Source organism: Bacillus cereus group sp. MYBK220-1 (genome assembly GCF_051916445.1).
Taxonomy (GTDB): Bacteria; Bacillota; Bacilli; order Bacillales; family Bacillaceae_G; genus Bacillus_A; species Bacillus_A cereus.
In genome coordinates, this window is sequence record NZ_JBQAGQ010000001.1 from 407,373 (window position 1) to 421,327 (window position 13,955).

Consider the following 13,955-nt stretch of genomic DNA (forward strand, 5'->3'; position numbering starts at 1 on the left):
AAACGTTTGTAATGCTCCATAAAAAATTATTTCTTCACAAGTAATACATCTGTCGCACAAATCGTCACTTCTCTAAATGGACAGTCGAATAAAACACCTAGTTCAAAACCATCTTCAGTAAGAGCTATTTCATGATATAACCACCAAGCATTTTCAAAGTTTTCCGGCATAGAACACTTTGCTACTCCTATAAAGGTTACTTCAAATTTATCAAATTCACTAAAAGTACCACTGCAATCTAATACGATAGACAAAGTATCTTCTGACTTTCTCTTTACTACTTTAATTACACTGTCGTGTAATGATGTCTTGTGTAACTGAACGACATTTGACGGAAGTTTTTTCTCAATGGAATTAAAATATTCTACGTATGATTGATCTAATTGTGCCACTCTTTTCTCATAATCTGTTGACCACTTTCGCATACGTTTTTTCAGTTCACCTGATGGGTATTCTGAATTAGTTGTGATGTTTTGTATAATTGAGTATATCGATTCAGGAAGGAACTTTAATAAATCTATTTTCCTTTTCTCAATTTCCTCCTTTAAACTTTCTATATCCATTTCCGACCATTCTTTTATAGAATCTATAAAACTTACAAATTCTAAAACTTGCATTTCTTTATACCAATCTCTTGTAAAATATTTCAATGACACCTCTCCTAAAACATCTTTACATCCAGTAAAAACAATATATCCACTTATTATATCATTCCAATAACCATTCTTTCTAAAGAAAAAATGTAAAACTGTAAATATTCCGCCTATTATTTCTAAAACTTCAGAATATTTACAAAAGTATAAAATTAGAATACATTTTAGCTGTACAAGATTCACCTGTACAAAAATTCAAACAAAAAGGGATGGTTATATGTTGAAGAAATTAGTAGCAGGGACATTAGTAGCGGGTTTTGCACTAACTGGAGGACTAGGTGCGGTAAGTGCTGAAGAAAAAAGTAACACAATTAAGTCATTTGATTATTTAAAAGTGGATGAACAAAATGTTAATTCATTTGCAAAATTAAGTGAGCAGGATAAGAAAGATATCCAAATTACTATGGTATTACCAGAGCAAAATGAAAATGGAGATTGGCTAGCTTATGGTTTTACTAGCCGTGAAACATTAGATGCGTATATTGAAAAGGATAAAAAAGCAATTAAAAATAAAATTAATCCTTTAGGTAGCGGTGCTGGTAGTACTGATTTTTATGAACATAAAGATAAAGGTGGACAATATATTTACTGGAGTAGCGGCTTTAAAAACTTACCATCTAGCTGGAATGACAGAATTTCTTCTGTAAGTACAGCGTCACCTTCTGCAAGTTATTCAACTACACTTTGGGAGCACACTTCAACACAAGGATATGGAAAAGGCGTTTTATTTAAACATGCTGATTGGTACGGTAAAACTGCTAATTTAGCTGCTGATTGGAACGATATTACTTCAGCGATTGAAATTAAATAGTAATAAGATATTTAATTTCTTCTATAAAAATTCAAACCACTATTCTCTCTTTCATTTAGAGAATAGTGGTTTATCATATTTCTATTTAAGCATGTACAGCATGTCCTACTGCTTGCATTAACGCTTCATGAATCGCCTCAGATAAAGTTGGATGTGCTGCAATATAATCTCTCATTATATCAGCGGTAACTTCTGTATGAATCATTACGGTTCCTTGACCAATAAGTTCAGTTGCATAAGGACCGATAATAGAAATCCCTACAATTTCTTGGTATTTAGGTTCTACAATGACTTTTACTTTACCTACTTGTTCTCCTAAAATAAGAGCTTTTCCGTTCGCTGTAAAAGGAAATTCTCCGATGAGAATATCACCATATTGTTCTCTTGCACCTTTTTCACTTAACCCTACACTAGCTATTTCTGGAGCTGTGTATATACAACGGGGCACAGCGTGATAATTTACTTTCACGTCTTCTCCGCTTGCGTGTAATGCTGCTGTCGTTCCTTCATGGAAGGCAACGTGAGCAAGCTGAATTCCACCGATTACATCACCAGCTGCGTAAATATGCGATACGTTCGTTTGCATATGTTCATTCACAGAAATCCCTTTATTTGAAAACTGAACCCCTGCCTTTTCTAATCCTAATTGTTGCACTCGTGGTTTTCTTCCTACAGAAACAAGAACAAATTCTGGAGTTACTTCGTGAGTAATTCCCTCGTACTCAAATGAAGCTTGCTTCTTATAGTTATTTAATCCTTTTAAAACTGCTCCCGTAAAAATTTTCACACCATCTTTTTCTAATTTCTCTCTTAAAATATTCGCGATATCTTCATCTTCACCAGGTAGTAATTGCGGTGCCATTTCAACTATCGATACTTTTGTGCCAAGTCTACTATAAATACTTGCAAACTCACATCCTATTACACCACCGCCAACGATTAACAATGAAGATGGTACACTCTCAAGAGACATGGCATGGCTACTATTTAAAATCCATTTTCCATCGAACGGAGCGAATGGTAATTCTGTAGGTTCGGAACCAGATGCGATAATAAAACTCTCTCCATCAACTACTTCTTCTTTATTTCCTTGTACAACTCGCACACGATGATCCGTTTCGAATTTCGCTTTTCCTTTTACAACTTTAATTTTATTTTTCTTCATTAAATATTGTATTCCTTGGACGAGTTGCATTACGATTTGTGATTTTCTCGCCTGTATTTGATTCCAATCAATTGATATACTTCCTGTATTAAGCGTAACTCCATAATCATTCGCTTTTCTCACAATGTCATGTATTTCAGCACTTTCTAATAGTGATTTCGTAGGCATACAACCAACATTTAAACACGTTCCGCCAAGTTCAGCTTCATCAATAAGAGTGACACTTTTGCCATTTTGAGCCGCGGTAATTGCCGCTACATATCCAGCTGGTCCGCCTCCAATTACAACTAGTTTACTCATTCTCTCACCTTCTCTTTATAAAAGAATTGTTATAGGTTCTTCTAAATAATGTTTAATTGTGCGTAAAAATGCAGCTGCTGGTGCACCGTCTAGTACACGATGATCGAATGTTAAACTTAAAGGTAACATACTACCTTTTTTTAATTTTTTCCCTTTATATACAGGAACATGTTCAATTGCGCCAATACCTAAAATGCCAGTCTCAGGTGTATTTAATACAGGTGTGAAATATTCAATACCAAAGCTACCTAAATTACTAATTGTAAATGTCGTTCCGTGCATATCATCACTACTTAATCTACCTGCTCGCGCCTTTTGTGCCACATTCTTAATCTCTTTAGACAATTCTACTAAAGATAAATTATTTGCAAAGCGAATAGCTGGAACGATTAACCCTTTTTCTAATGCGACTGCCATGCCTAAATGCACATGTTCAAATTGATGAATTGCATCATCTATATAAGCGCTGTTCATTTCTTTATGCTCTCCAAGTGCTAATACAGCAGCACGCGAGACGAAATCCGTAATGGTTAATTTATTATCATATCTTTTTTGTACAACTTTCGCTATTTCTTTATGTAAAGCAACTAAATCTGTTACATCTACTTTCATCGTTAACGTTAATTGTGCGCTATTTTGTAAGCTTGCGTGCATACGATTTGCGATCGCTTTACGCAAACCAGTAACAGGAATCACGTTACTTTCTTCTTGTTCAGATATTTCCGGAACGATTCCTCTTACCTCAAGTGCTTTTAATACATCTGCCTTTGTAATCCTTCCGCCAGGACCTGTACCAACTAATACCTTGATATCCAAATTTTCAGACTTTGTAATTTTCTTCGCTACAGGTGAAATTTTAATTCTTTGCTTGGCTACTTCTTTCCCATTTGGTTCTTGATTTTGTACATTTTGTACTTCTATATTAAATGTTTTTTCTTCTACCACATGTGTGCTTTCCTGCATTTCTACTTTTTCATTCGGTTTACCGATGTAGCAAATTACAGTACCAGGCTGCACCCCTTCATCTTCACTTACAGCTATATCAAGCACCGTACCATCAGCTGGCGCTTCAATTTCCGTTTCAATTTTTTCTGAATTAATACTAGCAATTAGTTCTCCTTTTGCTACATTATCGCCTGCTTTAATATTCCAGTTCGTAATAATACCTTCTTTCATCGCCATACCTAACTTTGGCATTACAACTTCTACAGCCATACTGCTCTCTCCCTTCTCATCGTTTCATTACACATGTAATAAAGATTGGTCTCCGATCATTTCTGATATAGTTTCAATTACTTTTTCTGGCGTTGGCAAATACAACTTTTCAAGTGGTGGCGAAAACGGAACAGGTGTATGTGGTGCTGTAATTCGTTTAATAGGTGCATCTAGCAAATCAAATCCTTTATCCGCTACAATTGCCGCGATATCTGTTGCGATACTACATCTTGGGTTTGCTTCGTCAATGACGATAAGACGATTTGTTTTTTCAACAGATGCTAAAATCGTATCTTCATCAAGTGGTGATAAAGATCGTGGATCGATTACTTCTACTTCAAGCCCCTTTTTCGATAATTGCTCAGCAGCTGCAAGCGCCGTATGAACTTGTTTTCCAATTGCGACGATTGTTACATCAGAACCTTCACGTTTCATATCGGCTTTCCCTAATGGAATTGTATAGTATCCTTCTGGCACTTCACCTTTCATGTTGTAAAGTGTTTTATCTTCAAAGAAGATTACTGGGTCATCATCTTCAATTGCTGCTAATAATAAGCCTTTTGCATCATACGGCGTGGAAGGAACAACAACTTTAATACCTGGTATGCTCGTAAATAATGCGTACAAACTTTGTGAATGCTGAGCTGCTGCACTAAAACCAGCGCCATGCATCGTACGTACTGTAACAGGTACTTTTGCTTTACCTCCAAACATATAACGGAATTTCGCACCTTGGTTTAATACTTGGTCAAGACAACTACCGATAAAATCATTAAACATTAACTCAGCTATCGGACGTAACCCAGTTGCAGCAGCTGCCATCGCGGCTCCCATATAACCCGCTTCAGAAATTGGTGTATCCAATATACGATTTCGGCCAAACTCTTGTACAAGTCCTTTCGTAACACCAAGAACACCGCCCCATGCTTCATCATCTTGCAAATGATCAACTTGTGCACCGCCTGCAACATCTTCACCTATTAAAATTACATTTTCATCACGACGCATTGAGATTTTCATCGCTTCATTAATTGCAGTTGACATACTTACTGTTCTAGTCATAATTTTTCACCCTCCTCTTATTTGTAAGAAACGTATACATCTTTTAATAATTCTTCATCGTCTGGGTATGGACTATTTTCACTAAATTCAATGGATCTTTGTACTGCATCATCTACTGCTTTTTCCATATCAACAAGTTCAGATTCCGTTAATAAACCTTCATGAATTAAATGCTTACGGAAATTCACAATTGCATCTTTTTCATTTAAATGTTCTTCTTTTTCTTCTGATGTTTTATATGTTTGCGCTTCACCTTCGAAATGACCATAATTACGATATGTCATACATTCAATAATTGTTGGACCATCCCCATTACGCGCACGTTCCACTGCTTCTGCAGCAGCTTTATATACAGCTAGAAGATCTTTTCCATCTACTTGAACACCTGGAATATTATAAGCTTTTGCGCGATCAGCGATAGAATCACAACTTGAAGCATATTCAAATGTAGTTGCTTCACCGTAACCGTTATTTTCTGCAATAAAAATAACTGGTAACTTCCAAATCGCCGCTAAATTAACCCCTTCATGGAATGTTCCTTCATTATTTGCTCCGTCACCGAAGAAGCAAACACTTACATCTTTTGTTCCTTTATATTTAGCTGTTAATGCTGAACCGCAAGCAAGTGGGAAACCCCCGCCTACAATGCCATTCGCACCAAGCATTCCTTTATCTAAATCGGCAATATGCATGGAACCGCCTTTACCTTTACATAATCCTGTCGCTTTCCCGAAAAGTTCAGCCATCATACCATTTAAATCACAACCTTTTGCGATACAATGTCCATGACCTCTATGTGTACTTGTAATACTGTCACTATCCGTTAAGTGGGCACATACACCAACTGCTACTGCTTCTTCACCTGCGTATAAATGAACGAAACCAGGCAAAACGCCTTGCGCGAACAATTCATGCACCTTATCTTCAAACTTACGAATCTCTAACATTTTTTCGTACATCCAACGAGCTTGTTCTTTCGTAATTTCATTCCCTTTACTTTCAGTTGTTTTTAACATGTCCAGCCCTCCTATTTTCTTGTTCGTCTTTTATATTGCAAGTACCGTGCCAAATTCTAATCCTTGCTTTAATAGGTTTTCGCTTTTCTTTCATAATAAAAAGTGGACAAAATGAGACATTTGTCTCGTTTTGTCCACTTTTGTTCACCTAATTTGAGAACTATTATCTTATTCATTATCAAAGCTCTGCTGTAATTTTCGGATGTAAATAATTTGCCCAATATGATATGCATTATGAGTTGTTACATTCGCTAACACTTCCCACCATTTTGCAGAAACAGGAAATCCCACTACATCACTTTCAACCTTTTCTTCATTTATGAGAGTTTGCCATTGTAGCAGTTTTTCTAGTAGTTTTTCCCGTAATTCATCGAAAGTTTGATTATCTGAAAGCATAAAACTTTTATTATTATCTCCTATAGCGGGTACTGCATTAACATGTGATTCTTTATACCTAGTTTGCCACGTAGAGTTCCAATACAGTAAATGTTGTACGATTTCGGCTATACTATTACACTCTTCATTCGGTTTCCAGAAAGCTTCCCTCTCAGATAAATCCTTAACTGCATCTGAAAATGGCATATACCAACTGGGATCATTCGCATTTGCTAATAACTGATCTGCTAATACATCTTTCACATGGACCATTTTTCTTCCCTCATTTCATTATCATATTAATATACACTACTCTATATACGCTCATTCCCTATAATCCCCTTTTTTGCATACAAATTGATTTCATACTGAATGTAAGAATAATAGATTTTCTTATCATAACTCGTTATGATAAAAGAAAAAGAAAGCTGGCGAAAAATGAATAAAAAAATCGCAATAATTACAGGAGCCTCAAGTGGATTTGGACTATTAACTACACTCGAACTCGCAAAAAAAAATTATTTAGTTATCGCTACAATGCGAAACCTTGAAAAACAAGTGCGCTTAATATCTCAAGTTACTCAACTTAACTTACAGCAAAATATAAAAGTTCAACAATTAGATGTAACCGATCAAAATTCTATACATAACTTCCAATTATTTTTAAAAGAAATACAAAAAGTAGACCTTCTTGTTAATAATGCAGGATATGCAAATGGCGGCTTTGTAGAAGAAATTCCAGTAGAGGAATACCGTAAACAATTTGAAACAAACCTATTTGGAGCTATATCAATTACCCAGCTTGTCTTACCGTATATGAGAAAACAAAGAAGTGGAAAAATCATTAATATAAGCAGCATTAGCGGTCAAGTTGGATTCCCTGGTTTATCTCCTTATGTATCTTCAAAATATGCATTAGAAGGCTGGAGTGAATCGCTTCGCTTAGAAGTAAAACCTTTCGGAATAGATGTTGCTTTAATTGAACCAGGTTCTTATAACACAAACATATGGGAGGTTGGGAAACAACTAGCTGAAAACCAATCTGATACAACATCTCCTTACAAAGAGTATATGGATAAAATACAAAAACATATTAATAGCGGTAGTAATACATTTGGTAATCCGATAGATGTTGCTAATAAAATTGTTGAAATTGCTGAATCTAAGCGTACAAATTTACGATATCCAATCGGTAAAGGTGTGAAATTTATGATTTTTGCGAAGAAGATTCTTCCTTGGAAATTGTGGGAATACCTTGTTTTGAGAAGCTTTAAGAAGATGTAATCAACTTTTTGAAAACTATTTTGAAAGGGATGCTAATTAAATGTTAGGTTTACCGTATGGGAAAGTGTTTTTAGTGCCGTGGACTGAAGAATGGGAAATTGAGTTTATGAAAGAGAAACAACTCATTGAGGAACAAATTGGCGAACATATTTTAGCGATACACCATATTGGTAGTACTTCTATTCCATATTTAAGTGCAAAGCCCATTATTGATATAGCAATTGAATTAGAAAATTATACGGACGGTATACATTGTATTAAAAAGTTAGAACTACTAAACTATAAATATAGAAAAGAAGTATTACCCGAAAGATACTATTTTAATAAAGGTGAACCAAGAACTCATCAAATTCATATGTATGAACAAGGGAATACATATTTAATAGAACAATTACAATTTCGTGATTACTTAATAGACAATAAAACTGCACGCATGCAGTATGAACAGTTAAAAATTCAACTTTCACAAGCTAATCCTACTGATAAACATAAGTATGCAGAGGATAAAACTAATTTCATTACATCTATATTAACTAAAATAAATGTTTAAATAAACAAGAAACCATTTAGTAGTAAATGGTTTCTTGTTTATTAGTTATTTCATTATTTGTACTATCAAATTTTTATTATACAGCAGGTGGAAAGAAGTAAAATAGTATCGAAGTCATAAAAATAAACGTGAATACCCCAATTACCGAAAATATATATTCTTTCGACTCTCTATCATACTTCCATTCCATCAATGCTCTTAAGATTAACGTCCCATCTAAATAAGTAAAAATGACATAAGCAATATTAATACTTTCAAATTTAAAGATAAACATAAAACTAGTTATTAAATAAATAAAAAGTAGTCCTATTTCCAATTTTTTATGTAAACTATTTACATGTTTCTTATATCCCCAAAAACCACCCTTGGGCATATTCAATTTTTTTCTTAAAAACTTATCAAGAAAATAGATAGCTATACAAAAAACAATAGTTATAATCCAAAAAGTAGAAGCTCCCATTTTCACCCCTCCTATTATTTCATTTAATTACTTGAAATAAATTGGACTATATTACGGTTATCCCCTTCTAAATAACTTATGATGCCTTCAGGATATGTCAGCTTCTCCTGTAATTCCTCTAGACTTTTCCAAATTAATATAATATCCTCATGCTCTTTATGCCTTATTTCATTTGTAATGATTTTTTCAACAGTCCCCCAATGTATCAATGTACAATGATGACCTTTTTCGTTGTCCCACTCAAAAATGTGTTCATTTACAATTGCTAACTCTTGAACATCAACTTTCAAATCGTACTCTTCTATTAACTCTCGAATTATTGCTTCTTTTGACGTTTCACCAAATTCAATAGAGCCACCTGGAAAACGATAAAATGATTCATTTTCATCGCATTGTACAAGTACTTTAGAATGATCTTCATTTAAAATCATTGCTTCAGCACGTAATTTAGGATTTTTCATTTTGTCTCCCCATTCATTCCACATATAATTAAATCCACTAGGTATAAAAGAAAAGATTAAGCATAATTCCTGTTATTACTAATAGCGGAACCGCTCCTAAAGAAATGACATATTCCCTCGATTCTTTATCAAATTTCCACTCCATAAATGATTGAAGGCAGTATAAAGTTATTAAAAATAAAATGGGTAAATTACTAATATAAACGGGATTTAAAGTAGCACATATCATCGTAACAATTATATAAGAAATAATAAGAGCCCTAGTGCCCCATTTATGAAAGTTGTTTACATATTTACTATTCCAGTCTGTTTGTTTCGGTATATTTAGTTTTTTCCTCACTACTTTTTCAAAAACAACTAAGGATATAATCCATACTATTAATAAAATTCCTTTAACCCAAAACAGTGATGTTTCCTCCTTTACCTTTTCTCCGGCTGATCACTCGGATACGTAGCATTCCTTTTATTTTCTACGTCCCAACTAATAATTGTCGCACTATCACGTCCCAACTGATGATGCACGTGTTCTAAAACATTGTGAATATTTTCTTTAAGTGTTTTATCATTTCTATTCATAGCATTATACAAATTTACAGGTGTTTCATATCGGCGTTCCCCGCATTCTAATACTCCATCTGTCACTATTACAATTCGGTTCTTTCCAGTACGTAATTCACGAATACCTGATGAATAACAAGGAACAGGTAAATCGAATGTGTTTACATTCCCAATCCATTGGTAAAAATGACGTTGATTTAATGCATATTGCCCTAACTTATGTAACTCTTCATGAAATACATACACTAAACAATCACCGATAGAAAGCCACCATATATAATTTTCTTTCCTTACACATAGTAAGCAAGCTGTTTCACCTTTAATTTTTTTGCACTTTTCCTTAAATGAAGATGACTGAAAAATTGTCAGTATATGATTTTCAATAGATTGAAACACTGTATTAATTGGTTCATTCAAAATTACTTTTATATTTTCATATTCTTTTTCGATTGTGTTTACTACTAAATCAACACTTTCTGCACTGTTATGTCCATCTAATATAGCTGCAAATTCCCAATCACCATTTGACCAAACTAACGCACCATCTTCGTTCTTTTTTGCTCTGGCACTAATATTCCCACCATATGCACCGAGCACGATATCACCATATTGCTTTACCGAAATTTCGTCTAAACACATTTCTCTACTTCCAACCCATGAATGTTGTCTATTATTTGTTGTATGCATATTCACTCACCATATACTCTCGTATTCTTTCGCATAGTTTTTTGATTTTCGCTGCGTCACCATATGGTGCGCCAGTCCATTTCGCTATCTCGGTTGGTGACCAAAACTCTTTTGGTGTATTTGCATAACGCGGTATGATATGCATATGCATATGTGGTACACCATTCCCTGAAACAAAAGTGTAAATATGCTCTGCACCTTCGCTTTCTTTTAGCGCTTTACTTACTCTACTTGTTATAAGTCCGAACGCTTTCGCTTCTTCATCTGTTAGTTCAGCGAGGCCAGGTACATGCCTTTTTATATCTATCATTACATAACCCAAGTATGTTTCTTCACTATCCCAGTGGACATGTCCAACGTAAACGAGTTCATCTTCGTAAATAGCTCCACCTGGAACTATAATATTTCCTTTATGCTTTTCACAAATAAAACAGTTTAGTTTTACTTGATCGTTCGTTGACATATTCATCACCATCCTTTTCATATATAATATCATAAAAAAAGGAAAAAAAGGATTTATATTCCGAAGATTCACTCTTTTGATACAGCAATTTTTGAAATGAATTTAAACCTCATTATTTCTTCAAAAACACAATCCCAATTACGATCCCAATCACAATTCCGATTACTAAATTATTTGTAAAATAACCTTGGAATACACCGATTACAACTCCTATACCAATACCTATTGCCAAAGCATCATTTCTTTTTTTATTTTTAGCCAAAATTGCATCTCCTCCCATCATTTCTCGCTAAACAACATACGCTTACTTGAATGTATTAATATATTCACTATCTCACTTGAACATTTCAAAAAAATGTACTTTAACTTCACATATAATATTTTCCATTTTCTGTACATACTCCTTTTATATTGAAAAATTTTCAAGTAACTATTAATTATACATAGGCATTTACTATAAGAAAGCTTCGTAATTTATTGAAGGAGGAACAATTCAAATGTATCCTCATTGGAATCAAAATATAAATCAACAGTATGTTTATTCCCCCCATCCCGCAAGGAATACATTGCATCATGATTCACAATATATGATGCAGCATATCGCAAGTCTTGAAAGTCAATTAACTAAATTAATCTCATTAATCGAGGAAAATAATCAATTCATCAAATCAATGGAACAACAACAACACCAAGTTTGTGCACCAGCTGGAGGTTCTGTTATCGTTCATATGTAATCTAGATGCAATAAAAAACACACTTTGTATTATAAAAGTGTGTTTTTTGGTCATTATTTTCTTTTCGTATGGAACCCTTGTGTAATTCGATCTAATATAATTGCGATTACTACGATAGCTAATCCAGCTTCAAATCCCATTCCGATATTAACTTGTGTTACAGAGCGATATACATCAACTCCAAGCCCTGGAGCTCCTACAAGTGATGCTGTTACAACCATCGATAACGAAAGCATAATGCTTTGGTTCACACCAGCCATAATCGTTCCGGTTGCAAGTGGTAATTGTACTTTAAATAGTTTTTGTGATGCTGTGGATCCAAACGCATTCGCTGCTTCAATTAAATCTTCTGGAACTTGTCTAATCCCTAAGTCAGTAAAACGAATTGTCGGTGGCATTGCAAAGATTACCGATGCAATAATTCCAGGTACTACACCAACTCCGAAAAATGTAATCGCTGGAATGAGGTATACGAATGCCGGCATTGTTTGCATAAAATCTAATGTTGGCTTTAAAAATTTTGAGAACCGCTCATTTTGAGATGCTAATATACCAATTGGAATTCCGACAATAATTGAAATAATAACAGACGTAAGTACGAGTGCTAATGTTTGCATCGTTTGTGCCCAGTAGTTAATATTCAAAATGAATAATAATCCAATAAGCGTAAAAATGACTAAAGATAATTTCCTCGTTGTGTACCAAATGAAGAAACACAAGATAATAATCATCAATATGGCAGGTATTATTGTTAAAAAATTAGTGAGTAAATCAACGAATCCACCAATAATATAAGAGAATCCTCGGAATAAGCCTTCAAAGTGCTCATATAAACTTGCAACAAATGAGTCGACCCATTCCCCTAATGGAATACGTGGTATACTATTCATCGTCTTTCACCTCTTCCTCAATGTTTCCTGCAAGAGCTTGAATGACACTTTCACGTTTAATAATTCCTCTTAGCCTTTTCTTCTCATCGATTACTGGTAACGGATATTTCATCTCTGCCATTTTTGCATATGTCTCTTCCAGTAAAGTATCCAAATACACATGCGGAATATCATTAAGTAATAAATCAGCAATCGGCCACTGTTTTTGTACTGCTTTACTCGCATCATCCGCAGTTAATATACCTAAAAACTCATACTTTTTGTTTACAACATATACAGTTGAGACGCCTGCATTCCTCATAATTTGAAGGGCCACACGAGGTCCACGATCAATCAATAAAGTTTCTGGTCGTTTTAAAATAGACTCAGCCGTAATTACTTTTCCTAAATTCACGTCCGCAACAAACTTTTCTACAAATTCATTTGCGGGGCTCATCATAATTTCTTCTGGCGTTCCAATTTGGACGATTTCTCCATCTTTCATTAATGCGATACGATCTCCAATTCGAAGCGCTTCATCTAAATCATGCGTAATAAATATAATCGTTTTTTCCATTTTATCTTGTAACTCTAACAATTCATCTTGCATTTCTTTTCGAATAAGTGGATCTAATGCACTAAATGACTCGTCCATTAGTAATACATCTGGATTATTCGTTAGTGCCCTTGCGATTCCAACGCGCTGCTGCATACCACCACTAAGTTGACTTGGATAATTATCTTTATGATGATCGAGTCCTACTAACTGTAGCGATTCTAACGCTTTTTTCTCTCGCTCTTCAACCGGAACTCCTTGTATTTCTAAACCATATGCAACATTTTGTATAACTGTACGATGCGGAAATAGAGCGAATTTCTGAAATACCATACTCATTTTCGTTCTTCTTACTCTCCGTAACTCTTCTTTTCCCATCGTTGCGATGTCTTCACCATCTATGTATATATGACCTGCAGTTGGTTTAATCAATTGATTTAACATACGAACTAGCGTAGATTTCCCGCTACCAGACAAACCCATAATAACGAAAATCTCTCCAGAGTAAACTTCAAACGTTGCTTTTTTCACCCCAACGTTCATTCCTGTCTCTTTTAAAATTTCCGATTTACTTTTTCCTTCTTTTAATAAGGAAAGGGCTCTTTGCGGATGTTTCCCGAATACTTTTGTTACGTTTTCAACACGCACCTTTGTATTATCCATGTCACTACTCCTTTTCTACCCATCTATTCACATAGTGTTGCGATTTTACAAAGAAATATTACATAAAAATGAC

18 protein-coding genes are annotated in these 13,955 nt (G+C 34.5%); 4 read left to right on the top strand and 14 right to left on the bottom strand.

Translation table 11 applies throughout. The annotated features are described in order from the left end of the window. Nucleotides 1-26: 26 nt before the first annotated feature. Nucleotides 27-650 (bottom strand): DUF4085 domain-containing protein, encoded by a 624-nt coding sequence (locus tag ACTFRU_RS02030; protein ID WP_048558523.1) that lies wholly within the window; start codon nt 648-650, stop codon nt 27-29. Nucleotides 651-870: 220 nt separating this feature from the next. Here ACTFRU_RS02030 and ACTFRU_RS02035 point away from each other — a divergent pair, with 220 nt between their 5' ends. After that, nucleotides 871-1,464, top strand: coding sequence for a hypothetical protein (locus ACTFRU_RS02035; protein WP_000914443.1), 594 nt, complete (start codon nt 871-873; stop codon nt 1,462-1,464). 85 nt (nt 1,465-1,549) lie between these two features. Here the strand turns inward: ACTFRU_RS02035 and lpdA are convergent, their stop codons facing one another. The 5 genes from lpdA to ACTFRU_RS02060 form a co-directional block, all read right to left on the bottom strand. Further along, nucleotides 1,550-2,929: a dihydrolipoyl dehydrogenase gene (lpdA, locus tag ACTFRU_RS02040; RefSeq protein WP_440037432.1), complete on the bottom strand. Its 1,380-nt coding sequence runs from the start codon at nt 2,927-2,929 to the stop codon at nt 1,550-1,552. A gap of 15 nt (nt 2,930-2,944) precedes the next feature. Continuing rightward, nucleotides 2,945-4,144: a dihydrolipoamide acetyltransferase family protein gene (locus tag ACTFRU_RS02045; RefSeq protein ID WP_440037433.1), complete on the bottom strand. Its 1,200-nt coding sequence runs from the start codon at nt 4,142-4,144 to the stop codon at nt 2,945-2,947. 27 nt (nt 4,145-4,171) lie between these two features. Next, entirely contained in the window at nt 4,172-5,206 is a 1,035-nt protein-coding gene (gene acoB / locus ACTFRU_RS02050) for an acetoin:2,6-dichlorophenolindophenol oxidoreductase subunit beta (protein ID WP_006924310.1), read from the bottom strand. A 17-nt stretch (nt 5,207-5,223) separates the two neighbouring features. Beyond that, nucleotides 5,224-6,222, bottom strand: a complete 999-nt coding sequence (acoA, locus tag ACTFRU_RS02055; protein WP_000921275.1) for an acetoin:2,6-dichlorophenolindophenol oxidoreductase subunit alpha — start codon at nt 6,220-6,222, stop codon at nt 5,224-5,226. 168 nt (nt 6,223-6,390) lie between these two features. Beyond that, the gene (locus tag ACTFRU_RS02060; RefSeq protein ID WP_006924308.1) at nt 6,391-6,870 is read right to left on the bottom strand and encodes a DinB family protein; all 480 of its coding nucleotides are present in this window, start codon (nt 6,868-6,870) and stop codon (nt 6,391-6,393) included. 165 nt (nt 6,871-7,035) lie between these two features. Between ACTFRU_RS02060 and ACTFRU_RS02065 the strand changes: the two genes are divergently transcribed. Both ACTFRU_RS02065 and ACTFRU_RS02070 read left to right on the top strand, forming a co-directional pair. After that, nucleotides 7,036-7,881, top strand: a complete 846-nt coding sequence (locus tag ACTFRU_RS02065) for an oxidoreductase (protein WP_025709460.1) — start codon at nt 7,036-7,038, stop codon at nt 7,879-7,881. A 40-nt stretch (nt 7,882-7,921) separates the two neighbouring features. Continuing rightward, a complete protein-coding gene (locus ACTFRU_RS02070) occupies nt 7,922-8,431 on the top strand; it encodes a GrpB family protein (RefSeq protein ID WP_000901214.1) in 510 nt (169 codons plus the stop codon). Between the two features lie 76 nt (nt 8,432-8,507). Here the strand turns inward: ACTFRU_RS02070 and ACTFRU_RS02075 are convergent, their stop codons facing one another. From ACTFRU_RS02075 to ACTFRU_RS02100, 6 genes are all read right to left on the bottom strand, one after another. Next, nucleotides 8,508-8,891 (bottom strand): DUF4181 domain-containing protein, encoded by a 384-nt coding sequence (locus tag ACTFRU_RS02075; protein WP_088362158.1) that lies wholly within the window; start codon nt 8,889-8,891, stop codon nt 8,508-8,510. 23 nt (nt 8,892-8,914) lie between these two features. Continuing rightward, nucleotides 8,915-9,352 (bottom strand): NUDIX domain-containing protein, encoded by a 438-nt coding sequence (locus ACTFRU_RS02080; protein ID WP_049108045.1) that lies wholly within the window; start codon nt 9,350-9,352, stop codon nt 8,915-8,917. A 37-nt stretch (nt 9,353-9,389) separates the two neighbouring features. Further along, a complete protein-coding gene (locus tag ACTFRU_RS02085; RefSeq protein ID WP_078214853.1) occupies nt 9,390-9,719 on the bottom strand; it encodes a DUF4181 domain-containing protein in 330 nt (109 codons plus the stop codon). 53 nt (nt 9,720-9,772) lie between these two features. Beyond that, the gene (locus tag ACTFRU_RS02090; protein ID WP_290101015.1) at nt 9,773-10,597 is read right to left on the bottom strand and encodes a PP2C family serine/threonine-protein phosphatase; all 825 of its coding nucleotides are present in this window, start codon (nt 10,595-10,597) and stop codon (nt 9,773-9,775) included. Next, nucleotides 10,581-11,072: an HIT family protein gene (locus ACTFRU_RS02095; protein ID WP_025709464.1), complete on the bottom strand. Its 492-nt coding sequence runs from the start codon at nt 11,070-11,072 to the stop codon at nt 10,581-10,583. Before ACTFRU_RS02095 ends, ACTFRU_RS02090 begins: the two co-directional genes overlap by 17 nt. A 100-nt stretch (nt 11,073-11,172) precedes the next feature. After that, nucleotides 11,173-11,340, bottom strand: coding sequence for a septum formation initiator (locus ACTFRU_RS02100; RefSeq protein ID WP_440037434.1), 168 nt, complete (start codon nt 11,338-11,340; stop codon nt 11,173-11,175). Nucleotides 11,341-11,557: 217 nt separating this feature from the next. Between ACTFRU_RS02100 and ACTFRU_RS02105 the strand changes: the two genes are divergently transcribed. Further along, nucleotides 11,558-11,794, top strand: a complete 237-nt coding sequence (locus ACTFRU_RS02105; RefSeq protein WP_025709465.1) for a hypothetical protein — start codon at nt 11,558-11,560, stop codon at nt 11,792-11,794. Between the two features lie 53 nt (nt 11,795-11,847). Here the strand turns inward: ACTFRU_RS02105 and ACTFRU_RS02110 are convergent, their stop codons facing one another. Together ACTFRU_RS02110 and ACTFRU_RS02115 are read right to left on the bottom strand one after the other, a co-directional pair. After that, a complete protein-coding gene (locus tag ACTFRU_RS02110; RefSeq protein ID WP_001084759.1) occupies nt 11,848-12,684 on the bottom strand; it encodes an ABC transporter permease in 837 nt (278 codons plus the stop codon). Beyond that, a complete protein-coding gene (locus ACTFRU_RS02115; protein WP_000370606.1) occupies nt 12,677-13,882 on the bottom strand; it encodes a quaternary amine ABC transporter ATP-binding protein in 1,206 nt (401 codons plus the stop codon). Before ACTFRU_RS02115 ends, ACTFRU_RS02110 begins: the two co-directional genes overlap by 8 nt. Between the last annotated feature and the right edge of the window lie 73 nt (nt 13,883-13,955).

What these genes read in the sequence shown, in the direction of transcription:
- ACTFRU_RS02045 (WP_440037433.1), bottom strand. Translation starts at nt 4,144, where the DNA reads ATGGCTGTAGAAGTTGTAATGCCAAAGTTAGGTATGGCGATGAAAGAA.
- acoB (WP_006924310.1), bottom strand. Translation starts at nt 5,206, where the DNA reads ATGACTAGAACAGTAAGTATGTCAACTGCAATTAATGAAGCGATGAAA.
- ACTFRU_RS02100 (WP_440037434.1), bottom strand. Translation starts at nt 11,340, where the DNA reads ATGGGAGGAGATGCAATTTTGGCTAAAAATAAAAAAAGAAATGATGCT.
- ACTFRU_RS02090 (WP_290101015.1), bottom strand. Translation starts at nt 10,597, where the DNA reads ATGCATACAACAAATAATAGACAACATTCATGGGTTGGAAGTAGAGAA.
- ACTFRU_RS02115 (WP_000370606.1), bottom strand. Translation starts at nt 13,882, where the DNA reads ATGGATAATACAAAGGTGCGTGTTGAAAACGTAACAAAAGTATTCGGG.
- lpdA (WP_440037432.1), bottom strand. Translation starts at nt 2,929, where the DNA reads ATGAGTAAACTAGTTGTAATTGGAGGCGGACCAGCTGGATATGTAGCG.
- ACTFRU_RS02080 (WP_049108045.1), bottom strand. Translation starts at nt 9,352, where the DNA reads ATGAAAAATCCTAAATTACGTGCTGAAGCAATGATTTTAAATGAAGAT.
- ACTFRU_RS02105 (WP_025709465.1), top strand. Translation starts at nt 11,558, where the DNA reads ATGTATCCTCATTGGAATCAAAATATAAATCAACAGTATGTTTATTCC.
- ACTFRU_RS02075 (WP_088362158.1), bottom strand. Translation starts at nt 8,891, where the DNA reads ATGGGAGCTTCTACTTTTTGGATTATAACTATTGTTTTTTGTATAGCT.
- ACTFRU_RS02060 (WP_006924308.1), bottom strand. Translation starts at nt 6,870, where the DNA reads ATGGTCCATGTGAAAGATGTATTAGCAGATCAGTTATTAGCAAATGCG.
- ACTFRU_RS02070 (WP_000901214.1), top strand. Translation starts at nt 7,922, where the DNA reads ATGTTAGGTTTACCGTATGGGAAAGTGTTTTTAGTGCCGTGGACTGAA.
- ACTFRU_RS02110 (WP_001084759.1), bottom strand. Translation starts at nt 12,684, where the DNA reads ATGAATAGTATACCACGTATTCCATTAGGGGAATGGGTCGACTCATTT.
- acoA (WP_000921275.1), bottom strand. Translation starts at nt 6,222, where the DNA reads ATGTTAAAAACAACTGAAAGTAAAGGGAATGAAATTACGAAAGAACAA.
- ACTFRU_RS02035 (WP_000914443.1), top strand. Translation starts at nt 871, where the DNA reads ATGTTGAAGAAATTAGTAGCAGGGACATTAGTAGCGGGTTTTGCACTA.
- ACTFRU_RS02065 (WP_025709460.1), top strand. Translation starts at nt 7,036, where the DNA reads ATGAATAAAAAAATCGCAATAATTACAGGAGCCTCAAGTGGATTTGGA.
- ACTFRU_RS02095 (WP_025709464.1), bottom strand. Translation starts at nt 11,072, where the DNA reads ATGGTGATGAATATGTCAACGAACGATCAAGTAAAACTAAACTGTTTT.